Genomic DNA, 24,973 nt, shown 5'->3' on the forward strand with positions numbered 1-24,973 from the left:
CATTGTCTTCAAAAAAATTCCTGCATCTATGCTATGTTATTATAAAATGGCATTTTGTTCAAGAATTGTTTGAATTTTAGTGACCATCAAGTCAATCGCTACGTGGTTTTGACCGCCTTCAGGAATGATAATATCTGCATAACGTTTTGTTGGTTCAACAAACTGATTATGCATCGGGCGAACGACAGATACGTATTGATCAACAACTGACTCAAGCGTACGCTCTCGTTCTTTAATATCACGAAGCATACGACGAATGATACGAAGATCCGCATCTGTATCTACGTATAGCTTGATATCCATTAAATTACGCAAGCGCTGATCTTCTAGTACAAGAATACCTTCTAAAATAATAACATCTTTTGGTTCTTCTCTAATTACCTTTTCAGAGCGCGTATGAATTGCGTAATCATATACCGGTTTGTCAATGCTCTCATAATTTAATAAGTTTTGCAAGTGTTCAATCAGCAAATCATTATCAAATGCTAAAGGATGATCGTAGTTTGTTTGCAAACGCTGTTCAAACGGTACATCGCTTTGATCTTTATAATAATAGTCTTGCTCAAGAAGCATAATAGAATGCCCTTTAAAATACTCATAAATAGCTTTGGTTACAGTTGTTTTACCAGAACCGGATCCACCAGCGATACCGATTACAACGGGCTTTTTCCCCATTTTATATTTAAATCCCCTTTCGCATCATATTATATGAAAATAGAGGTTGGTCCACTTTAAATTTCACAATTTGCAGCGGATGACGCGCAGCATCTAGTTCATTGCCATCTTCGTCCCAAATTTTATCTATTTTTTGCGTAAAGTTTTTAATTTCCGGGCCGAAAAATTCCACTTCTTCTCCCGGTTTAAAATAGTTACGCTGTTGCAATGTCACGATGCTTGTTTCTTCATCATAATTCAATACTAAACCAGCAAAATCAAATTTTGTTTTCTTGCCGTGTACGCCAAACATTTGCTCATCCACTCCAGGAACCCCTTCAAAAAAGGCAGGAGCCGTATCGCGGTTTGCACATTTGTCTAGCTCATCAAGCCATTCTTTTTGAATCACAAAATTCTCAGGATCTGCACAGTATGCGTCAATCACCTTGCGATATACGCTCACCACTGTTGCGATATAGTGAATCGACTTCATACGTCCTTCAATTTTTAAGCTATCAATACCCAGCTCAATCATTTGAGGGATAGATTGAATTAAATTTAAGTCTTTTGGACTCATTGCAAACGGATCGTCTTGCTCATCAAATAAAGCCGTTTCCGTTTTACCGTCTTCTACTTTAAATAAATCATAGTCCCAACGGCATGATTGACAGCAGCCTCCGCGGTTTGAATCACGTGCTGTCATATGGTTACTTAGCACGCAGCGGCCTGAATAAGCAATACACATCGCTCCGTGAATAAAAGCTTCAATTTCAATATCCACTTTTTCTTTCATTTCGCGCATTTCTTCAGCACCCGTTTCACGAGCAAGTACAACACGTTCTAATCCTTCTTCTTTCCAGAACTGAACGGCTTTCCAGTTTGAAAGTGATTGCTGCGTACTTAAATGTACTTCAAGCTTAGGTGCAACGCGTCGACAGGTTTCGATAATTAACGGATCAGCTACGATGATTCCAGAAACACCAGCGCGCTCTAATCCCATTAAATAATCTTCAAGTCCGTCCATATTTTCATTATGAGCAAAAATGTTTGTTGTAACATAAATACGTGCGCCGTATTTGTTTGCAAACTGAACACCTTCTGCCATTTCTTCAAATGTAAAGTTATCTGCATTTGAACGAAGGCCAAACTCTTTTCCTCCGATAAATACAGCATCTGCTCCATAGTGTACGGCAACTTTTAATTTTTCAAGGTTACCGGCTGGAGCTAACAACTCAGGCTTTTTAGTAATAACTCGTTTACCTTCTACTACAGTATCGATTTGAATAGCCATCGTTTGTACCTCCTTTGTTTATCTTTCTTTGCATGCTTTTTAATATACCGTTTCTTTAAAGAAAAACCCTGTGTCTAACGGACGGTTAATTGGCTGCAAGCTTTCAATTTCTTCTAACAAATCGTCTTTAACGTTTTCGTATTCTTCACGGTCATCTACACATAAATCAATCGCTTGACGATATTTTTTTGTTACTTCTAAAATATATTGCGGTGACTTTAATACGCCGTCAATTTTGAATACATCTACTTCAGCGTCAATCATTTCGGAAAGCTCATCGATAATGCACATATCATTTGGACTCATAATGTGCGTTCCATTTTCATCTTCGAAAATTGGATACTTATTGTTTCGCTCATTATCAAGTAAAAACATATTTTTTTCTACTTTACGATTTTCAATTTCCATGACTTTTCCTTGATACTCAAAGTAGTTGCCAAGAAGTGAACGTTTTGATTGGAACATACACGTCATGCCATGCACCTGAACTTCAATTTCTACTTCGGCTTTTTCTTTGATATCAATGATGCTATCCATGCTTAGCTCACGAGCAAGAACTGCGCGCTTAGCTCCTTTACGCCCCCAGTAGTTACATGAATACCAGTTTGTTCCCGTTGTTTCAGTACTCCAGTGCATCTTCATTTCTGGAGCGGTTTCACGCACTGCCATCAATACAGCAGGATCTCCAAATACAATCGCATCCACGCTTGCTTCTTTTAAGAATAAAATATATTCATTTAGTTCGGCGATTTTATCATTGTGAAATAATCCATTCATCGCTACGTAGACTTTTGCATTATGCTGATGAGCAATATTTACAGCTTCTACGATATCTTCACGTTTGAATTCACCTGCTAAACGCAAACCGTAGCGCTGTTCACCAACCATAACAGCTGTTGCTCCAGCTTGTAGTAATGATTCGATTTCCGAAACTGCAGTTGGTGTCACTAATAGTTCTGGTTTTTTCATTCTTGGTCACCTCTTTTAATACTAATCGCGATTCCGTCTCCAATAGGGAGAATAGTTGTATAATAATCGGGATGATTCATCAGCCACGTATTGTATGCCTGAATTTTTTTAATTAAGCTGCGGCGTCGACGTGTTTCTACTTCGGCCAAATCGGTCGCTACGTGACCTTTAAATAGTACGTTATCCGAAATAATCATTCCTTTAGAAGATAGCATCGGCTCATAATGTTCAAAAAAACGCTGATACTGACCTTTAGCTGCATCAATAAAAACTGCATCATAAGGACCATGACGTTCAATCTCATCTCTAAGCTCTAGTGCATCTCCAAACAACGACACAATTTTATCTTGTTTTCCCGCCCGTTCAATAAATTCTTGCGCTTTTTGGTAACGCTCTTCATTTCGTTCTACCGTAACCACTCGTGCCTCTGGAAGCGCATGGGTCATTCGAATAGACGAATATGCAATCGCTGTTCCAATTTCTAATATATGTTTTGGCTGATGAAGACGAAGAATTTGCAATAGCGTTTCAACACCAATCAATTCCATAATCGGAACGTGATGTTCTTTTGCATAAGCTTCCATTTCTTCAATAAGCTCCTGGCGCTTAGGAATAAGCTTTTCCACATACTGCTCTACGTTTTGTAAAAGCAAAACACTTCCTCCGTTCTCAGAAGTACATTTTACATTATGTTTTCATAACGTTTCATTACTGCAAAATAGTAAGACAACTAGTCTATTATAAGTTTTTTTCGTTTTTACGTAAACCCGATATATTTTAACATAAAAGATGGGGAATGCGAAGTATCGCGATTCCCCAATTTTAAATTTCCATTTATTTTTCGGTATTTTGCTTTTCTTTACCTGTAATATGCTTCGCTTTTTCTTTGTTATGTTCTTCTAACGTTTTGGTAAAAATAACTTTTCCTTCAGGTGTGGCCAAGAAGTATAAATAATCTGTATTGGCTGGATGTAACGCAGCTTTGATTGACATTAAACCAGAGCTGGCAATTGGTCCTGGAGGCAACCCTTTTACTTTATACGTATTGTAAGGAGAGTCCACTTCTAAATGCTTATAGAACACGCGGTCTTTATGCTCTCCTAAGGCATATAAGACGGTTGGATCCGTTTGAAGAGGCATGTTTTTTTCAAGGCGATTATAAAAGACGCTGGCAATTTTTTCTCGGTCGACTTTCGCAGTCGCTTCCTCTTCAATGAGAGAAGACATTGTTAACAATTTATGTGCACTGAATTTTTTCTTCTTCATTTGCCCACTGTACTGACCTAATACATTATTTGTTTTCCCTACCATTTTATCCAATATTTCATCTAACGACACATTTTTATCATAAAAATCATACGTAACGGGATATAAATAACCTTCTAGCGGATGTTTAATATCTTTTTGCATCACTTCATCCGTTACTAAATCTGGATATTTTTCTTTCATTTTATTGACGAATGCCTTATCGTCTAGCTTTTTCATGACTTCGTCTTTTGTAAACTTTGTATTTTTAGCAATGATATCAGCAATTTCGACAAGCTGGCGTCCTTCTGGAATGGTGACACGAATATCAGGTTGTTTTGAAACCTCGCCTTTTTCCATTTTTTCAACCATTTCCCCTAAGCTCATGGAAGGAGAAAATAAATACGTTCCAGCTTGAAATCCAGACACATGGGTTAATTTTACGTAATAGCGAAATGCACTTTTACTTTTAATTAAATTTTCTTTTTTCAATACCGTACCAATCGATTGGACGGAAGAACCTTGTGGAATGGTCACATTTACTTTTTTATTGCTGTTTCGATCCACGGGCGTTAAGCGGGATTGAGCATAGAAAAATGCACCGCCAACTAGTAAAAGAAGTACGATAATTGTAATAAAAATAACTCGTTTTTTTCTTGAACGATTAGGTGGTAAAAATGTTTGTTGCGACAAGCAGCTTCCTGGTTAAATCTACTTCTGTAAAAGAAGATACAACCAGTTTCACCTCTTTTCTTCTTGATTTTTTATAAGTATGAACAGAGAGGAGACATGAGATTGCGATTCATTCATATCGCCTATAGGTGTGAGATGGTATCGCTTCCTTAAACTCTCGCCTCTTCTAAAATTTTTCCATGATTTATGTTATTGTCTGCCCAAAGTCTAGTTTCATCCGTTCAAACAATGAATTCTTTTATTAAAATGCACTCTCACACGCAGGAATTATTATACTACAATTTATCTTATTTTTCGTCATTATCATACAATCTGCCCTAAGAATGCAAGGAAAAACCTTTTTATATCTAAAAAGAACAGCCGCTATGTAAAAAAAAGCTGATAACGATTGTCATCAGCTTTTTCACTATAATTATTCGCCTTCTTCGTCAAGGAATGTATTAACCATTTCCTCAACCATGTCCCACTCTTCTTCTGTTTCAATCGGTTGAAGCTCACCGTCTTGACCATCTTCACTTGGTGTGAAAGCAGATGCATGAATTTCAATTTCCTCTTCATCATCTTGGTCTGCTCCGATTGGATAGTAAATTACATATGATTTGTTATATTGATCAGAATCAAATGTGAATAAAATTTCGCATAGCTGCTCATTTCCATTCTCATCGACGATTGTAATTTTATTTTCTTCTACGCTCATGTTTGCACCTCATTTTATATTGTAAGCTCTTAGCTTAACTTTTTCTTCAGCGAAAAGCAAGCCGTTCAGTTATTTCACTTCCCTTTTACGTACAAAAGAATATGCAAAAGGGAAATTCATAACTTTTCAGCTGAGGCAAAGCCTGCTGCTTTTCTTACTGCTTGCTGTCTAAGTATCCTTGAAGAATCATAACAGCTGCCATTTTATCGATTACTTTTTTGCGTTTCTTGCGGCTTACATCGGCAGACAGCAGTACTCGCTCTGCTGCCATCGTCGACAAGCGCTCGTCCCACATCATCGTTTCAATGTTAAGTTTTTCTTTGACGTTGTCAGCAAACTCAATGCACGCTTCGCCTCGAGGGCCAATCGTACCATTCATATTTTTAGGAAGACCCACTACGATTTTCTCTACGGAATATTCGTCAATTAGCTGCTGTAAACGAGGATATGATTGCTCCATCTGCTCATCTGCAATTTTAATTGTTTCAATTCCTTGCGCTGTCCATCCCATTTCATCACTAACTGCCACACCAATTGTTTTGGTTCCTACATCTAATCCTAATACGCGCATTTATAAATCCTTTCGATGCTGTTGTAAATAAGATTTAACAAGTTCTTCAATGAGCTCGTCTCGCTCTAACTGGCGAATTGTGTTTCTCGCATCGTTATGACGAGGAATGTAAGCAGGGTCTCCTGATAACAAATACCCAACGATTTGGTTGATCGGGTTGTAGCCTTTTTCTTGCAGTGCGTCATAAACCGTAAACAATACTTCATGTACGTTTGTTTCAGCTGGCTCATCTTGAAAATTAAATTGCATGGTTTTATCAAATGAACTCACGGTCCCACCTCACTCTCTTAATTTGTGAACACATTGTGCACTATGCTAAGTCTTATTTATATTGTACACCAAGAAAGGGGAGAATTAAACGGATTTAACCCATTCTTCTACAGTGCCAAGTGCTTTTTCAATTTGGCTAGCGTCTCTTCCTCCAGCTTGCGCCATGTCAGGGCGTCCGCCTCCGCCTCCGCCGCAAATCGTCGCTACTTCTTTAACAAGTTTGCCAGCATGATGGCCTTTAGCAATTAAATCTTTTGTTACACCTGCAATAATATTTACCTTTTCACCTTGTGGAGAAGCTAATACGATCACAGCAGATTCTAATTTTTGTTTTAAATCGTCAACCATTGCGCGAAGGTTATTCATATCCGTTGCATTCACTTTCGCTGCTAGTACATTCACACCATTAATGTTTTGCACTCGGTCAACGAGATTGCCAGCTTCAATATTGCCAAGCTTTGTAGATAGTGAATCATTTTCACGCTGAAGATTACGAATTTCTTCTAGTAATCCTTCAACGCGCCCTACTAAATCACGCGGGTTGGATTTTACTTTTGCCGCAGCTTCTTTTAGTAAGCCTACTTGATCGTTCATTAACTGATAGGCAGCTTTTCCAGTTACAGCTTCAATGCGTCGAGTACCTGCACCGATTCCCGATTCTGATACAATTTTAAATAAACCGATAACAGACGTATTTGGCACGTGACATCCACCACATAATTCTAAGCTGTAGTCGCCTACTTGTACTACGCGCACGATATCTCCGTATTTCTCACCAAATAGCGCCATTGCACCCATTGCTTTTGCTTCGTCAATTGCTTTGTTTTCAATTTGTACAGAGATGCTGTCCCAAATCTTTTCATTAACGATTTCTTCAATTTTCTCAAGCTCTTCTTGTGTCACTTGACCGAAGTGAGAGAAGTCAAAGCGCAAGCGATCCGCTGTTACTAAAGAACCTGCTTGATTAACGTGCGTTCCTAACGTGTCCTTTAATGCTTGATGCAATAAATGCGTTGCCGTATGGTTTTTCACAATCGCACTGCGGTTTTCTTCATCAAGCGTCGCCGTATATGTTTCACCTTTTACAAGCTCACCGTTTGTTACAGCTACCGTTTGGACATTTTGGCCGTTTGGCGCTTTTTGAACGTCTTTTACTTCCGCTGTTCCTGCAGCACTTTGGATCGTACCTTGGTCCGCAATTTGACCGCCGCTTTCTGCATAGAATGGCGTGTGGCTTAAGATGACTTGCGCTTCTGTTCCAGCTTCAGCGCGGTCAACAAGCTCACCGTCTACAATAATTGCTTCAACAACTGTTTCTACTTCATTTTTATCATAGCCAACAAACTCACTTGCAACCGTTACTTCACCAAGTACGCCGCCTTGAACTTGCATAGAACTAGAATCTTGACGAGCAGCACGCGCACGCTCACGCTGTGCTTCCATTTCACGTTCAAAGCCTGCATGATCAATTTTCATGTTCTCATCTTCTGCATATTCTTCCGTTAATTCAACAGGGAATCCATACGTGTCATATAAACGGAAAACATCTTCGCCTTGTACCGTATCACTGTTTTGCGATTTTTCTTTTTTAATAACGGTTGCCAAAATAGCTAGTCCGTCATTTAACGTTTCGTGAAAACGCTCTTCTTCATTTTTTACTACGCGCTGGATAAAATCCGTTTTTCCCTTTACTTCCGGATAGAAATCAACCATGATTTCACCTACTACCGGCACTAGCTCGTACATGAACGGACGATTAATGTTTAACTTTTTAGCATAGCGAACTGCTCGGCGTAACAAACGGCGCAGCACATACCCACGGCCTTCATTTGAAGGAAGCGCGCCATCACCTACAGCAAATGTTACCGTACGAATATGGTCAGCAATGACTTTAAATGCCGTATCTTGCTCATCATTTGTACGATATTTAGCGCCTGAAATGTTTTCTGTTGCTTCAATAATTGGCATAAACAAATCTGTATCAAAGTTTGTTTGCACGTCTTGGATAACAGAAACCATACGCTCTAAGCCCATTCCCGTATCGATGTTTTTCTTTGGAAGCGGCGTGTACGTGCCATCAGGATTGTGATTAAATTGAGAAAATACAAGGTTCCAAATTTCTAAATAACGCTCATTTTCTCCACCTGGATATAATTCCGGATCAGTTAGGTCATTTCCATATGCTTCTCCGCGATCATAAAAGATCTCTGTATTTGGACCACTCGGACCTTCTCCGATATCCCAGAAATTACCTTCTAAACGAATGATGCGTTCTTTAGGCACGCCCATTTTTTCATTCCAAATCTTAAATGCTTCTTCATCTTCAGGGTGAACTGTTACAGATAGCTTATCTGCGTCGAATCCAATCCATTTATCGCTCGTTAAGAATTCCCATGCCCATTGGATGGCTTCTTCTTTGAAATAATCACCGATAGAGAAATTACCAAGCATTTCAAAAAACGTATGATGGCGAGCCGTTTTACCTACGTTTTCGATATCGTTTGTACGAATGGATTTTTGTGCGTTACAAATACGCGGATTTTGAGGAATAACACGACCATCAAAATATTTTTTTAATGTAGCTACTCCACTGTTAATCCATAATAAAGATGGATCTTCATGCGGAACTAAAGATGCGCTTGGTTCTACATCATGGCCTTTTTCTTTAAAGAAATCTAAATACATTTGACGAACTTGTGCTGACGTCAGTTTTTTCATGATTGGTCCTCCTTTAATACTCTTCTTATTTATAGACAAAAAAATGATGACATAAAAGCATCTATTTTCTCTGTGTACAAAAGCAATTGCTAGTTATTTGCACACAAAAAAACTCTCATCCCTGTAGCAGGGACGAGAGTTGAACTCGCGGTACCACCCTGATTATAAATGCCAAAAGCATTTATCACCTTCATAGCGTTAACGTTGCTGACACGGCAGGTTTTAGCCTGCACTCTGGACTAGCGTTCAGCTGCTCTTTGTTTAGCGCTTCTTTCAGCCAAGGAAGCCCTTCTCTAAAAACCAGTGTGCAACGTACTCGATCCATCATTGTGTTTAAAATATGTAGCGTTTTCTTATGGCGATATTATGACAAATTAACCGCTCTTTGTCAATGTTTGAGCGTATAAGAGCGGATATGCAAAATAGATATTTTAATGACTGCTAAAATTGGCACAGCCAAAATGAGACCCAATACTCCTCCAAATTCTCCTCCTAAAAGGAGCGCAAGCATGATAAACAAAGGATGAATATGAAGACTCTTTCCTACGATAAGCGGAGACAGCACATTTCCCTCTAGAAACTGCAGCACAAAGATTATAATGACAATGGTAATAACCAACTTTATCGAGATTGTGGCTGCAATAATAGCCGCTGGAACCGCACCAATAATCGGGCCAAAATAAGGAATGATATTCGTTACGCCAATAATGAAGCCTAAAAGAAGTGCATAAGGTACATGAAAGAACCACAGGGCTGCTGTGGCAATCACACCAATAATGAGACAAACAAAAAATTGCCCTCTAATGTAATTGCCGAGCGATTCATTCACATCCGATAAAAAACGTTCGCCTGGTTTGTGCCACTTTTTAGGTGTGACATAAGCTGTTGCTTTCTTAATAGAGGAAAAATCCTTCAGCATATAAAAAACAATAAATGGAATAATGATTAAAATCAAAAAAGAGGTAATCAATGACTTTAATCCTTCTGCCACTTTTGTAAGCCACACGTTGAGCGTAGCCTCTACATCATCAATGCTGCCTTCAATTTTCTCATGTACACCGTTTGGAAGTGAAGTTGTACGATCATGAATCGATTCTACCCAATGTCTATATGTATTCGTAAAATGAGGCAGCTGTTCGTTTAAATCTTTTACTTGTTCCACAAAAATAGGGTACGACTTATAGGCTCCAAACCCAATTCCTCCAAAAAAGATGATGTAGATCAGTAAAATAGCTAGAGGACGAGGCACGCCTTTATCATGCGTTTTTTCAATAAGCGGATGAAGTAAATATGTAATGAATGCTGCAATAAAAAAAGGCAGCAGTGCTTTTAAAAACATGTAAATAACAGGAAGCCATAAAAACTGGACTTTAAAAAAGACTAATATGCACAGCAGCGCTAATAACAGCAGTCCGAATCTATAGAACCATTTAAATGAACTATCTTTCAACGTAAACTCCTCCTCTCTTCTATTTTTTGATAAAGAAAGGAGTTTATACATACAGTTGTCTCTTCTGCCTGCAAAAAAGCACTATTGCAGCTAAGTGCAATAGTGCTTTTTTTATTAGTAAATAGCTTTCATCATACGTTTACGCATTTTTTTCATATTTCTTTTTGTAAACATCTCTCGATCATCTGCCATTTTAAATGCATAAGCTCCAAGACCGAAAGCGACTACTGACGGAATGATTCTGCCCATTGCTCTTCCTCCCGGTAAAAAAGAATTAGAAATTGATTGTGCGCTCGTCGTCTGAGAACAAATCATCAAGCGAGCTCAATGTTCCATCTTCTTCTACTTGGTGAGTATTAATTTGTCCTTTTGAAATAGTCATTTCAATAAAACAATTCCAGCAGTAATACTGATTTACACCAATTTTGCCAACGTCAATACTTTTACAGTTTGGACATTTAAACAAAGTCGACACCTCTTTATACGTTCTACTTATATAAACGCATTATGTCCACTTCTTTCCATGTCCATACTTTATTTTCTGACAATTAGCAAAGAAGGATGGCAACAAAGGAGTTTATTTAACTCTTTGTTAGCATGCGAAAGGTTACATGAAATCATACGGCGTAACGTTTTCCATCCCAATATTTGCATCTTTCATAAATGGAATTTCGGGATCTTCTATGTCGTTATCCAAGCTTTCTCGAAGCAAGGGCTGTAAATTCGTTTGTCGGACGCTGTCTTCATTTCGGCTGACTCCAAGCTGAAACGCTTCGTCTTCGCCGCATAAAATTAAAAACTGTTTGCTTCGCGTAACGGCGGTATAAAGTAAATTGCGTCGCAGCATCCGGTAATAGCTTTTAACAATTGGAAGCACAACAATGGGAAATTCACTTCCCTGTGATTTATGAATGGAACAGCAGTATGCATGAGTTATTTGATTAAAGTCTTGCTTTGTGTAAGTTACTTCATTTCCTTCGTATGAAATAACCAGCATATCCTGTTTTTCCGTATTTTCTTTGGCAAAGAAAACCGAGACGATTTCTCCCATATCTCCGTTAAATACGTTGCTATCCGGCTGATTTACAAGCTGCAGCACTTTATCTCCGACTCGGTACGTAATATCTCCGTGCTTAAGCTCTCTTCTTTGCTCAGAAGCCGGGTTGAATAATTCCTGAAGAACTTCATTCAGCTTATCAATACCTGCAGGACCTTTATACATAGGAGCTAGAACTTGAATATCTTTAGCCGTATAGCCTTTTTTTAACGCATTCCCGCAAACTTGTTGCACGACGTTCGTGATGTGCTGTCCTTGACAACGAATAAAAGAACGATCTCCTTGCTGCCTTGATAAGTCTTCCGGAAGCTTTCCTTTTTTTATTTCATGAGCCAAATCAATAATTGAAGATCCTTCCGCTTGCCGGTATACATCTGTCAGACGGACGGTAGGAACTACTTCTGAACTCAGTAAATCTTTTAACACCTGTCCCGGACCTACTGAAGGAAGCTGGTCTTCGTCTCCAACTAAAATAACCTGTAAATTAGCAGGAAGAGATTTAAACAGCTGATGAGCAAGCCACAAATCTACCATTGATACTTCATCCACAATCAGTAATTTTCCGTCAATTGGATTTTCTTCATTATGATCAAATCCTTCTTGTCCGTTCCATTTTAATAATCTGTGAATTGTAACTGCCGGAAGTCCCGTCGCTTCACTCATTCGTTTAGCAGCGCGTCCAGTAGGTGCCACAAGTAAAACAGGAAAAGCTTCATCTTTTTTATAATCCCCTGGATTTAACGAACATCCGTGAAGTTCTGCATAGAGTTCGACTATTCCTTTAATAACCGTTGTTTTCCCCGTACCTGGTCCACCTGTTAAAAGAAGCATCGGAGACATTAAAGCGGTTTGTATGCCCTTGCGCTGAGAAGGTGCATATTGCACGTCTAATCGCTCTTCTAGTTTACCCAGAGCCAATAAGAATTCTGATTCTGGAAACTGCTCTTCGTACTGCATTTGAGCCATAATTTTTTGAATAGCTTTAACCAGCCCTTTTTCAGCATAGAAAAGGGGAGGAAAATAAATTTTTTCGTCTTGAATGATAAGCTTTTTGTCTGCTTTTAATGCGTCCACTTCTCTTGTAAGATCCATTTCAGACAGATTCTCATGCCTGCTTTTTCGAAGAAGCTCTGCTGTTTTTCTATACAGCTGATCTGCCGTGACGTATACATGCCCCATTTGATTGCATTCTTGCTCAATGACGTATAAAATACCTGCACGCAAACGATCAGGATGATTGGTTGCCATACCAAGCCTCTTTCCAAGTTCATCGGCCCTGCTAAAGCCAATACCTTGAATATCTTCTACGAGCTGATAAGGATTATTTTGAACAATTTCAAGCGCTTCTTGTTTGTACGCTTGGAAAATCTTCATCGAAAGCTGCGGTCCAAACCCGAGGTCTGTCAGCTTTACCATTACTTCTTCTAACCCTTGATGTTCACGAAGCTGCGTGACTAAAGCTTCTGCCTTGTCGGCTGAAAGCCTCGGAACCTCTTTTAGCACAGACTCATTTTGCAAAATACGAAAAATAGCGCGTTCTCCTAGGGCGTCCACAATGTTTTCAGCAGTTTTTTTACCGATTCCGTGAAATAAATCGCTAGACAGGTACTGAACAACCCCTTGCCTTGATTGCGGAAGTTCTTTTTTAAACTGTTCAACATGAAACTGCAGACCAAACTTTGGATGCTCTTTGAAGTCTCCGTAAAACGTGTATACTTCATCTTCATTCAGCTTAGGAAAATAGCCTGTAACGACCGTTTCTTTATCTTCAATCTCTAAATTTGTTTTTTTGATCCGTATCCGCGTAACGTTATATAAGTTTTCTTCGTTATGAAAGACCGTTACAATCGACGTGCCGCTTATATAATGACGTTCTGGCTGTGAAGGGTTCACTTGTTCTTCGTTCATGTTATCCTTCCTTTACCCGCTTTCTTAATGTTCTAATGTAGACAGAACTTGTTTGGCATTTGCTGCCATTACGTGATCTGGCTGCACGTTTAAAGCTTCATCTAACATCTCAATCGCCTTGTCTTTGTCATCTTTCATGGCATACGCTACGCCTAAATTATAAAAAGCATCGGCGTGTTCTGGCTCTTGATTGACTACCTTAAGAAATTCAGCAATCGCTTCATCTACCATTTCGAGTTGTGCTAAACAAAGACCGTACTGAAATTTTGCTTCTACATCATGCTCGTTTAGTTCTACCGCCCGCTGAAGATAAGGCATCGCAAAACGAATTTCTTCCATATGAAACAGCGTTAAACCAAGCATAAAGTACGCATCGGATGAATCTAAGCCTTTTTTGATTGCTAAATCAAAGTAGTGCTTTGCCTGCTCAAGCTGCTCTGCATTAAAATAAATATTTCCTGCTCCGTAATACGCTGTTGCCGTTTCTTCATCTAATTCAATCGCACGTTCATAAAATTTCAAAGCACGATCCATCTCACTAACAGCCGCTAACAAATTGCCAAAATTCACATACACAATTGGATCTTTTGGATTATCTTCAATTGCTTCTGAAAATGTTTTAGCAGCCTCTTCAAATTTCCCTTCCTGCATATACTGAATTCCTAGCTGATTTTTATCTGTCATTTTTTCGTTCACTCCACTGTTTTAGTTATGATTTAAAAGATTTTCACATCATGAAAATCTAGAATATGTAAGTTATTAGTTTACCCAATAAGTAAAGTATATCATAGAAAAACCTCAGCTATATACGGCCGAGGTTTTTCGTTCTTGCTTATATGAATTATACGTACCAGATTTGCTCTTCTTCTTGAAATACTTTGTCAATTGTTGCTCCGCCAAGACATTCATCATCTTTGTAAAACACAACTGCTTGACCTGGCGTAATTGCGCGAACAGGTTCAGCAAAAATAACTTTAATTGTATCATCATCGACTTTTTCAACGGTTACTGCTGAATCGGTTTGACGATAGCGGAATTTTGCTGTGCACGTCATTGGTGACGACCAGTCACGGTCGCTTACCCAGCTGACATTGGTTGCTGTAAGAGATGTAGAATAAAGAAGATCATTGTGAAAGCCTTGATCGACGTACAAAACATTTTTTTCTAAATCTTTTCCGACTACAAACCAAGGTTCACCGCTGCCTCCAATACCTAAACCATGGCGTTGGCCAATCGTGTAGTACATAAGACCGTCGTGCTTGCCTTTCACTTCGCCGTCAAGCGTTTGCATTACACCTGGCTGAGCAGGAAGATACTGACTTAAAAATTCTTTGAAGTTGCGTTCACCAATAAAACAAATACCTGTGCTGTCTTTTTTCGTTGCTGTAGCAAGGCCTGCTTCTTTCGCAATTTCACGCACTTTTGATTTCTCAATTTCACCAATCGGGAACATTACTTTGGAAAGCTGATCTTGTCCTAATTGATTTAAGAAATACGTTTGATCTTTATTTCCATCTACGCCTCGAAGCATTTTATACTCCCCGTCGCGGTACGCAACGCGTGCATAATGTCCTGTCGCTAGATAATCTGCTCCTAGCGTCACTGCATGCTCCAAAAAGGCTTTGAATTTAATTTCTTTATTACACATTACATCAGGATTCGGCGTACGACCTGCTTTATATTCATCTAAAAAGTAGGTAAATACTTTATCCCAATATTGTTTTTCAAAGTTGACTGCATAGTAAGGAATACCAATTTGATTACATACGCGAATAACATCGTTATAATCTTCAGTCGCAGTACAAACGCCGTTTTCATCCGTATCGTCCCAGTTTTTCATAAAGATTCCGATCACATCGTATCCTTGTTGTTTTAATAAAAGAGCTGCTACAGATGAATCAACGCCTCCGCTCATTCCGACTACTACACGTGTATCTTTAGGTGATTTTGTCAACTTCGCCACCTCCGTTTTCTTCATTTTAATTAAATTGTTCGCTAAAAAGCGAAAGAAACGACACAAACCATCAGTGAGGGATGAAGACCCTACTGATGGCTGCTATTTACATCGTTAGTCGCTTAACGATGTTTGCTGTTTGACGTGCGGTTTTTTCAATTTGCTCAGCTGAGTTTCCTAAGCCAAAGCTAAATCGAATAGAAGTTGTTAAACGTTCAGACCTTTTTCCAAACATAGCAACAAGCACATGAGAAGGATCGATTGCTCCCGCTGTGCAAGCTGAACCGCTCGATGCCGCAATTCCTGCTAAGTCTAAATTTACGAGCATCGATTCAACATTTGTTTTTGGAAATGATAAATTTAACACATGTGGCAGAGAATTTTCAAGATGTCCGTTAATTTCAAATGAAATACCTTCTTCTTTCAACACAGCTACCATTATTTCTTTGTATCTTCTATATTCATCTGCACGTGTTTGCAGCGTTTGTTGCGAAATTTTCACAGCTTCTTCAAACCCGACAATACTTGTCATGTTCTCAGTTCCAGCTCGTCGTTTGCGCTCTTGTTCTCCTCCAAATAGCAAAGGAGACAGTGAAACGTGAGCAGCTGCATATAAAAAGCCCATCCCTTTTGGTCCGTTAATTTTATGAGCCGAAACGGATAAAAGATCGACACCTAATTGTTGCACATTTAACGGAATTAATCCATAAGCTTGCACTGCATCCGTGTGGAAATATGCTCCATGCTCTTTTAATAGAACTCCAATTTCTCCAATTGGCTGAATAGCACCTACTTCATTATTTCCAAACATCACCGACACAAGAATTGTTTGATCGGTTAGGGCTGATTTTATTTCATCCACAGATACTTGTCCGTACTCATTAACTGGTAAGTAAGTCACTTCAAAGCCCTGTGTTTCTAAATATTCACACGTATGAAGCACAGCGTGGTGTTCAATTTGCGTGGTAATAATATGATTTCCTTTATGGCGGTTTGCAAGAGCTACTCCGATCAGTGCCATATTATCTGCTTCTGTCCCACCACTTGTAAAAATCAGTTCATTTTCGTGTGCTCCAATACTTGCTGCAATCGTTTGGCGAGCTTCGTCTAAATAGCGTCGACTTTCCCGCCCGTAGTGATGAATACTAGACGGATTCCCAAAGTACTCATGCATAAAAGTCGTCATTTTCTCAACGACTGCTGGATGTATTGGAGACGTTGCTGCATGATCAATATAAATACGTTCCAAAATAAACGCCTCCTAGCTCATTATTAAATATAAAACATATAAGACGCTTGATCATCATCAGAATGATTTGCTAAATCTTCAAGCGTTGTACTATCTAGCACTTCTTTAACCGCATCTCGAATACGAATCCACAGCTCGCGTTTTGCAGGCTCTTCATCTTCAATTCCTTCTACAGGACTAATAGGACCTTCTAAAACAGAAATAATATCGCCAGAAGTAATGTTAGCAGGTTCATGTGCTAAGATGTAACCTCCATAAGCTCCGCGCACGCTTTTTACAAGCCCAGCGTTACGCAGCGGTGAAATAAGCTGCTCTAAATAATGTTCAGATAAGTCATGCGTTTGAGCAATAGTTTTAAGCGAGATAGGCCCTTCGCCAAAGCGCTTCGCAAGCTCAATCATAATCGTTAAACCGTAGCGTCCTTTTGTTGAAATTTTCATACGATACACTCCTTCAATACACTTTTTTTATTTATGAAAAAAATAAGACCCTCACGTTGTCACTGAATGCTGTGATGAGTCGTTTTTTACTAAGCTATATGAACTTCTCTATACGCGTTTCTTGCAAATGTAACTGTTGATATTATAACATACTATGCCTATAAGATAAATTTCCACCACCTATTCACCTCTTGTGATACAGTGAAAGAAAAGAAAGGAGAAAAACATGGCTACAAAACCTCTCGCATTTCGAATGCGTCCGACTCATTTAGATGACGTTATCGGGCAGCAGCATTTAGTTGGCAAAGATAAAATGATTTATCGAATGGTAAAAGCAAATCACTTAAGCTCGATGATTTTATATGGGCCTCCAGGCGTTGGAAAAACAACAATTGCCACAGCTATTGCAAAAACAACCAACACGGCGTTTCGTCAGTTAAATGCCGTTGTAAACAATAAAAAAGATATGGAAATTGTCGCCGAAGAAGCCAAAATGTCAGGCAAAGTAATTCTGCTGTTAGATGAAGTTCATCGCCTTGACAAAGCCAAGCAAGACTTTTTGCTTCCTTATTTAGAAAACGGCATGATCATTCTAATCGGAGCGACAACAAGCAATCCTTATCACGCGATTAATCCTGCTATTCGAAGCAGATGCCAAATCTTCGAATTAAAATCTCTTACGCCAGATGATATCAAAATGGCGCTAACAAGAGCACTCAACGACTCATCCAACGGATTTGGGGATAGAAAAATTATCGTTGAAGATGACGCCATGAACCACTTTGCTAACAGCTGCAACGGTGACGTGCGCTCGGCTTTGAATGCTCTGGAACTGGCTGTTTTATCAACAGGTGAAAGCGACGGTAAAATCGTTATTACCTTACAAACGGCAGAAGAATGTCTGCAGCAAAAATATTTTTCACATGATAAAAATGGTGACGCTCACTATGATGTATTATCGGCTTTTCAAAAATCGATTCGCGGCAGCGACGTAAATGCCGCTCTTCATTATTTGGGACGGCTAATTGAAGCAGGAGACTTGATCAGCATCAATCGTCGCCTTTTAGTCATTGCCTATGAAGACATTGGACTAGCTGATCCGGATGCCGGCATGAGAACTCTCGCAGCTATTCAAGCAACTGAGCGATTAGGGCTCCCAGAAGCACGTATCCCACTTGCAAACGCCGTTATTGAGCTTTGCCTATCACCGAAGTCCAACGCTGCTTACAAAGCATTAGATGAAGCGATAAGTGATATTAAAAAAGGGCTGTCCGGCGACGTTCCCCCTCATTTGAAGGATGCTCATTACAAAGGAGCAGAGAACCTTGGCCGAGGCGTTGAATATCAATACCCGCATGACTTTGATAACGGATGGGTCCTTCAACAGTATTTACCGGATCGCATCAAAAACAAACAATATTTTCATCCTAAACAAAATGGACAAGAAAAATACTTTTCAAAAGTTTTCAATCGTTTAGAGATATTAAAAAAAGAAAATGGCTGAAACTGATGCTCAGTTTCAAAGCCATTTTCTTTTTTGTCTTTATCTATTAAGCTGCACTTTTAACCTCTTTTTGCTTTTTCGTTTTTGTTGAACCTTTGAAATAGCTGTCTAAAAGTTTAGCGACTAAACGAGCGATAATGTTAAACAACAGAACCATAATGATCAGAATAGCAGCTGACTTTGTTGCAATCAATCTTGCATCAGGTACGATTCCTTCAGAGTTTAATTTCCAAATGTGGACGGCAAGCGTCTCTGCTGGTCGAAAAATATTAAACGGATTTACAGGACTCGTTAAGTCAGCATTTGAATTTAACATCGGCGTCGTTAAGCCAGCCGTATAAATCAACGCAGCTGCCTCTCCAAAGATTCGTCCCGCTGTTAAAATAACACCTGTGATAATTTGTTGAATCGCTGATGGAATGACGACTTTAACAATTGTCTGCCATTTAGTCGCACCTAAACCTAAACTCGCTTCTTTTACACTCGCAGGAACAGATGCAATCGCACTTTCACATACGCGCGTTAAACCCGGTAAATTCAAAATTGTAATCACAAGTGCTCCGCCGATAAGCGTATAGCCCCAGCCGGAAAATGTGACGAAAATTAATAATCCAAATAACCCAACTACAATGGACGGCAATGACGCCATTGTCTCAATACATAAGCGAACGAAATTTAAGAAACGACCTTGCTTCGCGTACTCCGCTAAATAAATTCCGGCTCCTAAACCAAGAGGAATAGAAATGATCAGCGTTAAAACAAGCATGTAGAACGAGTTAAACAGCTGCGGTCCGATACCGCCTCCTGCCATCGTATTGCTTGGCTTTCCAAATAAAAAGTTCGGATCCCAAAATCCCCAGCCCTTGGCGATTATTTCAACAACTAAATACACTAATAGCGCAACTACTAGAGCGGCAATGACATAAAAAACACCTGTCCATATATTATTTACTGTGCGTGCATTTTTGTTTCTCATTGATGAGCACCTCGTTTCCCAATTGCTCGGATAATTAAAATGAACACGAAAGAAATAAGCAGTAAAATCATGGCTAACGTCCACAGTGCGTTATTCCATGCCGTTCCGTTTAACGTATTAGACATATCCATTGTTAAAATACCCGTTAATGTTGCCGTTGGGCTATATAAGCTTTCAGGAAGCTTAACCGTATTTCCGATAACCATTTGAACAGCTAGCGCTTCTCCAAAGGCGCGGGCAAGCCCTAACACAATACCTGTTAAAATACCTGTTTTAGCAGATGGAATAATGACTCGGCTAATTGCCTGCCATCTCGTTGAACCTAATCCATAAGAAGCTTCTAAATATTCAGGTGCTACGCTTCGAATGGCATCGTCAGCAATACTTGCAATTGTCGGAAGAATCATGACGCTTAAGACAATAATTCCGGCAATCAAACTAAAGCCCACTCCACCGAAATTATCGCGAAGAAGCGGCAATAAAATGGTAACCCCTAAAAGACCGTATACCACTGAAGGAACGCCGACTAACAGTTCTAACACTGGTCTTAAAACCGTTGAACCAAATTTAGGCGAAATATAGTTGTTAAAAATGGCAATAGCAATTCCAATTGGAGCGCTTATAATAACGGCTCCGATTGATACAAGCATGGAACCCAGAATAAACACAAGTGCACCGTATTCTTTATTGTTTGGACTCCATTTTGTTGAAGTCAACATTTCACCGATTGATATATTACTTTGTAAAAATGACTGTATGCCTTTTTCACAAATAAATACGATAATAGCTAACGTAACAAGTACAATTAAAATACCGCAAAATGTAGAAAGCGTACGGCCAATGTATTCGCTTTTTACATAATTAATGGATTTTTTCCCCTTCATCGCTCTGTCTCCTTACATATTCAGTATATATTCGCTTTTCTTTTTATTCGCTATATACTTTATTAACATTCAAATAGAATAAGACTGACTGTGTTAGTCAGCCCTATTCTTTTTAAAAACACTCTTATTTTTTGAACTCAGTCATTGGGATATATCCCATATCTTCTACTTGCTTAGCAAAGTCTTTACCAGCTACGTAGTCAATATACTCTTTTGCACCATCTTTTGGCTCACCGTTTGTAATCATGTACTCATAAGACCAAAACGGATATTTTTTAGAAACAATGTTTTCTGTTGTTGGCTCTACACCATCAATATTAAGCATTTTTAAACTTTCTTTTTTATCGCCAATTAAATACGACATAGCAAGGTAACTTACTGCTCCTGGCGTTGAGTTCACTGATTGCTCAACCGCTCCGTTTGAATCTTGAGCTGTACCAACGCTGTCATTTACTTTTGCGTCACCCATTAATGTTTTCTCGAATGTAGCACGTGTACCAGATGATGCTGGACGGTTGATTACGTTAATTTTTTCGTCGTTTCCGCCAACTTCTTTCCAGTTTTTAATTTCACCAGAGAAAATCTTTTGAATTTGCTCTTTTGTTAACGATTCTACTTTTACATCTTTATTTACAACAAGTGCGAACCCAATGCCCGCTACTTTCGTATCTACAAGTTTATCTGCTTTTGATTTATCTTCGATTTTATCGGCTGCTGGAACGTCAGAGTTTCCAATGTCAACTGCTCCTGATGCTACTTGGTTAACACCAGTTCCACTACCTCCACCTTGTACCGTTACTGAAAGGTTTGGATATTTTTCAGTAATTCCATTCGCTGCTTCTTCTGCAAGTGGTTGTAAAGCTGTAGATCCCGCCGCTGTTAACGTACCTGACACTTCTTCTTTGCTGCCCGAACCACTGTCGTTGCTTGCTCCGTCTTTACCACATGCTGCTAGTGCTCCTACCATTAAAAAAGCTGCTAATGTTACTTTAAAACCCTTTGTTTTCATTACATTACCCTCCAATAAATATATGTGTAATTAGTACTAGTCCTTTGTACTCGAACAACAGGTACAAGACACATTATACGAGTAGATTGTTGTCTTTATATGAAGTGAATTTTAAGTTACTGTAAACTTACTTATTTGGGGTTTATTTTTTCTTATTTCTATCAAAACCCTTGATATATAAGACTTTCTGAATATTGCTGTAGAAGATACAAAAGAAAGAAAGCGAAAACGTAAATTTTATGTAAATAAAGCGTTAAATAAATTTACATAAATCTCTTTTTTTAATACAGTGTAAATTCACCATCAAGCCATATTTTTCAATTTATTAGTACTTTTTATACATATCAAACAGAAGATTCCATCCAAAGCATAAATAGAACAGATATTTCCATAAAAAAAAGAAGGCTGCGATAGCCTTCTTTTTATTCATCACCTACGCGGCGAATCTTAATATCACTTAATAATTCATTAATAACATGACCGCCCATAATTAATCCTGCTACAGATGGAACAAAAGCATTAGAAGATGGGGGCATTTTCGCTTTGCGAATTTGCGCTTGATCGTTTCCTACTTCTTTGCGAACTTCTTCGCGAATAACGATTGGACGTTCATCAGAAAAAACGACGTTAATTCCTTTGCGAATTCCTTCTTTGCGCAGACGAGTACGAACTACTTTTGCAATTGGATCTGTATGTGTCTTTGAAATGTCTGCAATTTTGAAACGTGTTGGATCCATTTTATTCGCAGCACCCATACTTGAAATAATTGGAATATCACGTTTTAAACATTCTTTCATTAAATGAATTTTATACGAAATCGTATCGGATGCATCCACTACGAAGTCCGGTTTGTAACTAAAGAACTCTTCATATGTTTCTTCCGTATAAAACATTTGAAGAGAAACGACGTCACAGTCTGGGTTAATATCTAAAATACGCTTTTTCATTAATTCTGTCTTGGGCTGACCTACCGTAGAAAGCAGCGCATGAATTTGACGATTTACGTTTGTAATATCAACATCGTCTTTATCTACAAGAATTAAACGCCCTACTCCTGACCTAGCCAAAGCCTCAGCAGAAAATGACCCTACTCCTCCTATCCCTAAAATAGCAACTGTGCTGCCTTTTAAAGTAGCTAGCCCTTCTTTTCCTATCGCCAGTTCATTACGCGAAAACTGATGCAACATGTTAAAACACTCCTCTATTAAATACACCAACGTGTATGAATAATTCAAATAAACAACGAAATTGACTATACCATATTTTTAGCAAAACGAACATGAGCATTCGTTATTTATCCATAAAAAAACTCTATGCAAATAATTACATAGAGGATTTCTTATATGTATGCTAGTCCCGATCGTGCCGTCTCGAGTGCCTTCGTTTTGAACCCGCTCTCGGCAGGTGGGTGCTCTGCTTTAACCATTGTAAGTCCTCGAGATGAGGCATGTACGCTCGTTAAAAACTCCGAGCTCCCAAGCAAAAAATTGTTCGGTCAAAACTGGATTAAGGACGAACACATCAGGACTATTTAGTTCTTGAAAGTATCTTATCACAGAAAAAATCACTTTGCAATTAATAAGTAAAACAAAAAAAATCGAGCCTGTCACGTTCCAGTGACAGGCTCGATTTAACGGACGGTTCAATCGATTACGCTTCTGTTTTTTGCTTTTTCACCTGCAAATGCAGCTCGTCTAATTGCGCTTCACTTACTTCACCAGGTGCGTTTGTTAATAGACAGCTTGCACTTGCTGTTTTAGGGAAGGCAATTGTATCACGCAAGTTTGTGCGTCCTGCTAGAAGCATAACCAAACGGTCAAGACCTAACGCAATTCCGCCGTGAGGAGGAGTACCGTATTCAAATGCTTCAAGTAAGAAACCGAACTGCTCATATGCTTCTTCTAATGTAAATCCAAGCGTTTTAAACATTTTTTCTTGAATATCACGCTCGTAAATACGTAAAGATCCTCCGCCAAGTTCGTAACCATTCAATACTAAGTCATATGCTTGTGCACGGACTTGTCCAGGATCGCTTTCTAACATTGGTAAATCTTCACGAACTGGCATTGTGAATGGATGATGAGCCGCGTAGTAACGGTTGTCTTCTTCGTCATGCTCAAGAAGAGGCCAATCTGTTACCCATAGGAAGTTAAATTTCGTTTCATCAATAATTCCTTGTTCTTTTGCAAGCTTTAGACGAAGAGCGCCAAGTGCATCTGCTACAACTGACTTTTTATCAGCTACAAATAAAAGTAAATCTCCTTCTTCCGTTTGAAGAGCTTCAGCAAATTGCTTTTGCTCATCTTCATTGAAGAATTTTGCAATCGGTCCTTTTAAGCCGTCAGCTTCAACTTTCAGCCATGCTAACCCTTTAGCACCGTAAATTTTCACGAACTCTGTTAGAGCATCGATATCTTTACGTGAATAGCTAGAAGCGGCACCTTTTACGTTAATTGCTTTTACTTCTCCGCCGTTTTCAACTGCTGCGCTAAATACTTTGAACCCGCAGTCTTTCACAAGCTCTGATAAGTTGACTAGCTCCATTTCAAAACGTGTATCCGGCTTATCTGAACCGTAGCGACTCATCGCTTCATCATATGACATGCGCGGGAAAGGCGTCGTTACATCTAAATCTTTTACGCGCTTCATTACTTTAGACATCATTTCTTCCGTCATTGTCATGATGTCCTCTTGAGATAAAAATGATGTTTCAATATCGATTTGAGTAAATTCAGGCTGACGATCTGCACGCAAGTCTTCATCACGGAAGCAGCGAGCAATTTGATAATAACGCTCAACTCCGCTTACCATTAGCAGCTGCTTAAAGATTTGCGGTGATTGAGGAAGAGCATAAAACTCCCCTTCGTGCACGCGGCTTGGCACAAGATAATCACGCGCGCCTTCTGGCGTACTTTTCGTTAGAATAGGTGTTTCAACATCTAAAAAGTCATTTTGATCTAAGAAGTCACGAATTGTTTTTGTAATGTCATTGCGCATTTTAAGCGTGTTAAACATCTCAGAACGTCGAAGGTCTAAATAACGATATTTTAATCGAACATCTTCTGATACTTCCGTTTGATCCGCAATAGCAAAAGGAGGTGTTTTGGCTTTGTTTAATACCGTAATCTGTTCAGCGTGAACTTCAATTTTACCTGTTTTTAAGTTCGGGTTAACGGTTCCCTTTTCACGAGCCACAACAGTTCCTTGCACTTCCAGTACGAATTCATTACGTACATCTTCAGCAATTTTTAGCGCTTCAGCAGATTTTTCAGGATTAAATACAACCTGTACAACTCCGCCGCGGTCGCGTAAATCAATAAAGATTAATCCCCCTAAATCACGGCGTTTTTGAACCCATCCTTTTAATAGAACTGTTTCGCCAGTTGCTTGTTCTGTTACATCTCCACAGTAGTATGAACGTTTTGTCATCATGG

At 39.1% G+C, this 24,973-nt stretch carries 23 protein-coding genes and 1 other RNA gene; 1 reads left to right on the forward strand and 23 read right to left on the reverse strand.

The window, feature by feature from the left end; genetic code table 11:
* Positions 1-39: 39 nt before the first annotated feature.
* The 17 genes from udk to cymR form a co-directional block, all read right to left on the reverse strand.
* Positions 40-675, reverse strand: a complete 636-nt coding sequence (udk, locus tag ACN6NE_RS07605; RefSeq protein ID WP_013059280.1) for a uridine kinase — start codon at positions 673-675, stop codon at positions 40-42.
* A gap of 7 nt (positions 676-682) precedes the next feature.
* A complete protein-coding gene (locus ACN6NE_RS07610; RefSeq protein WP_474325028.1) occupies positions 683-1,945 on the reverse strand; it encodes a peptidase U32 family protein in 1,263 nt (420 codons plus the stop codon).
* A 39-nt stretch (positions 1,946-1,984) separates the two neighbouring features.
* On the reverse strand, positions 1,985-2,914 hold the full coding sequence (locus ACN6NE_RS07615; RefSeq protein WP_474325030.1) for a peptidase U32 family protein: 930 nt from the start codon (positions 2,912-2,914) through the stop codon (positions 1,985-1,987).
* Positions 2,911-3,567 carry an O-methyltransferase gene (locus ACN6NE_RS07620; protein WP_013059283.1) on the reverse strand — a complete coding sequence of 219 codons (657 nt, stop codon included), beginning with the start codon at positions 3,565-3,567 and terminating at the stop codon, positions 2,911-2,913. The genes ACN6NE_RS07615 and ACN6NE_RS07620 overlap by 4 nt, the downstream gene beginning before the upstream one ends.
* Positions 3,568-3,748: 181 nt before the next feature.
* Entirely contained in the window at positions 3,749-4,852 is a 1,104-nt protein-coding gene (mltG, locus tag ACN6NE_RS07625) for an endolytic transglycosylase MltG (protein ID WP_474325032.1), read from the reverse strand.
* Between the two features lie 412 nt (positions 4,853-5,264).
* On the reverse strand, positions 5,265-5,549 hold the full coding sequence (locus ACN6NE_RS07630) for a DUF1292 domain-containing protein (protein ID WP_013059285.1): 285 nt from the start codon (positions 5,547-5,549) through the stop codon (positions 5,265-5,267).
* A gap of 154 nt (positions 5,550-5,703) precedes the next feature.
* Positions 5,704-6,120, reverse strand: coding sequence for a Holliday junction resolvase RuvX (gene ruvX / locus ACN6NE_RS07635; RefSeq protein WP_013059286.1), 417 nt, complete (start codon positions 6,118-6,120; stop codon positions 5,704-5,706).
* Positions 6,121-6,390, reverse strand: a complete 270-nt coding sequence (locus tag ACN6NE_RS07640; RefSeq protein WP_129704867.1) for an IreB family regulatory phosphoprotein — start codon at positions 6,388-6,390, stop codon at positions 6,121-6,123. It abuts the gene before it with no gap.
* 84 nt (positions 6,391-6,474) lie between these two features.
* Positions 6,475-9,108: an alanine--tRNA ligase gene (alaS, locus tag ACN6NE_RS07645; protein WP_474325035.1), complete on the reverse strand. Its 2,634-nt coding sequence runs from the start codon at positions 9,106-9,108 to the stop codon at positions 6,475-6,477.
* Between the two features lie 388 nt (positions 9,109-9,496).
* Positions 9,497-10,558: an AI-2E family transporter gene (locus tag ACN6NE_RS07650; protein ID WP_013059290.1), complete on the reverse strand. Its 1,062-nt coding sequence runs from the start codon at positions 10,556-10,558 to the stop codon at positions 9,497-9,499.
* A 114-nt stretch (positions 10,559-10,672) separates the two neighbouring features.
* The gene (locus tag ACN6NE_RS07655) at positions 10,673-10,807 is read right to left on the reverse strand and encodes a YrzQ family protein (protein WP_129704869.1); all 135 of its coding nucleotides are present in this window, start codon (positions 10,805-10,807) and stop codon (positions 10,673-10,675) included.
* A 25-nt stretch (positions 10,808-10,832) separates the two neighbouring features.
* Positions 10,833-11,024: a hypothetical protein gene (locus ACN6NE_RS07660; protein ID WP_013059292.1), complete on the reverse strand. Its 192-nt coding sequence runs from the start codon at positions 11,022-11,024 to the stop codon at positions 10,833-10,835.
* A 141-nt stretch (positions 11,025-11,165) separates the two neighbouring features.
* Positions 11,166-13,523: an SF1B family DNA helicase RecD2 gene (recD2, locus tag ACN6NE_RS07665; RefSeq protein ID WP_474325037.1), complete on the reverse strand. Its 2,358-nt coding sequence runs from the start codon at positions 13,521-13,523 to the stop codon at positions 11,166-11,168.
* Between the two features lie 24 nt (positions 13,524-13,547).
* A complete protein-coding gene (locus ACN6NE_RS07670) occupies positions 13,548-14,207 on the reverse strand; it encodes a tetratricopeptide repeat protein (protein WP_013085089.1) in 660 nt (219 codons plus the stop codon).
* 157 nt (positions 14,208-14,364) lie between these two features.
* Positions 14,365-15,477, reverse strand: coding sequence for a tRNA 2-thiouridine(34) synthase MnmA (gene mnmA, locus ACN6NE_RS07675; protein ID WP_474325038.1), 1,113 nt, complete (start codon positions 15,475-15,477; stop codon positions 14,365-14,367).
* A gap of 106 nt (positions 15,478-15,583) precedes the next feature.
* Positions 15,584-16,726, reverse strand: coding sequence for a cysteine desulfurase family protein (locus ACN6NE_RS07680; protein WP_474325040.1), 1,143 nt, complete (start codon positions 16,724-16,726; stop codon positions 15,584-15,586).
* Positions 16,727-16,749: 23 nt separating this feature from the next.
* Entirely contained in the window at positions 16,750-17,166 is a 417-nt protein-coding gene (cymR, locus tag ACN6NE_RS07685) for a cysteine metabolism transcriptional regulator CymR (RefSeq protein ID WP_013059297.1), read from the reverse strand.
* 226 nt (positions 17,167-17,392) lie between these two features.
* Here cymR and ACN6NE_RS07690 point away from each other — a divergent pair, with 226 nt between their 5' ends.
* Positions 17,393-18,670: a replication-associated recombination protein A gene (locus ACN6NE_RS07690; protein ID WP_129704873.1), complete on the forward strand. Its 1,278-nt coding sequence runs from the start codon at positions 17,393-17,395 to the stop codon at positions 18,668-18,670.
* A 46-nt stretch (positions 18,671-18,716) separates the two neighbouring features.
* Here ACN6NE_RS07690 and pstA read toward each other — a convergent pair whose 3' ends face one another.
* From pstA to aspS, 6 genes are all read right to left on the reverse strand, one after another.
* Positions 18,717-19,646, reverse strand: a complete 930-nt coding sequence (gene pstA / locus ACN6NE_RS07695; RefSeq protein WP_129704874.1) for a phosphate ABC transporter permease PstA — start codon at positions 19,644-19,646, stop codon at positions 18,717-18,719.
* Positions 19,643-20,530, reverse strand: a complete 888-nt coding sequence (pstC, locus tag ACN6NE_RS07700) for a phosphate ABC transporter permease subunit PstC (protein ID WP_129704876.1) — start codon at positions 20,528-20,530, stop codon at positions 19,643-19,645. Before pstC ends, pstA begins: the two co-directional genes overlap by 4 nt.
* A gap of 124 nt (positions 20,531-20,654) precedes the next feature.
* Complete coding sequence (locus tag ACN6NE_RS07705; protein ID WP_013059301.1) at positions 20,655-21,539, reverse strand: phosphate ABC transporter substrate-binding protein PstS family protein; 885 nt, start codon at positions 21,537-21,539, stop codon at positions 20,655-20,657.
* A gap of 422 nt (positions 21,540-21,961) precedes the next feature.
* Positions 21,962-22,726: a tRNA threonylcarbamoyladenosine dehydratase gene (locus tag ACN6NE_RS07710; RefSeq protein ID WP_013059302.1), complete on the reverse strand. Its 765-nt coding sequence runs from the start codon at positions 22,724-22,726 to the stop codon at positions 21,962-21,964.
* A 162-nt stretch (positions 22,727-22,888) separates the two neighbouring features.
* A non-coding RNA gene (gene ssrS, locus ACN6NE_RS07715) (6S RNA) lies at positions 22,889-23,070 on the reverse strand.
* Positions 23,071-23,189: 119 nt separating this feature from the next.
* On the reverse strand, positions 23,190-24,968 hold the full coding sequence (gene aspS / locus ACN6NE_RS07720) for an aspartate--tRNA ligase (RefSeq protein WP_474325042.1): 1,779 nt from the start codon (positions 24,966-24,968) through the stop codon (positions 23,190-23,192).
* Between the last annotated feature and the right edge of the window lie 5 nt (positions 24,969-24,973).

Source organism: Priestia sp. 53B2 (assembly GCF_056099005.1).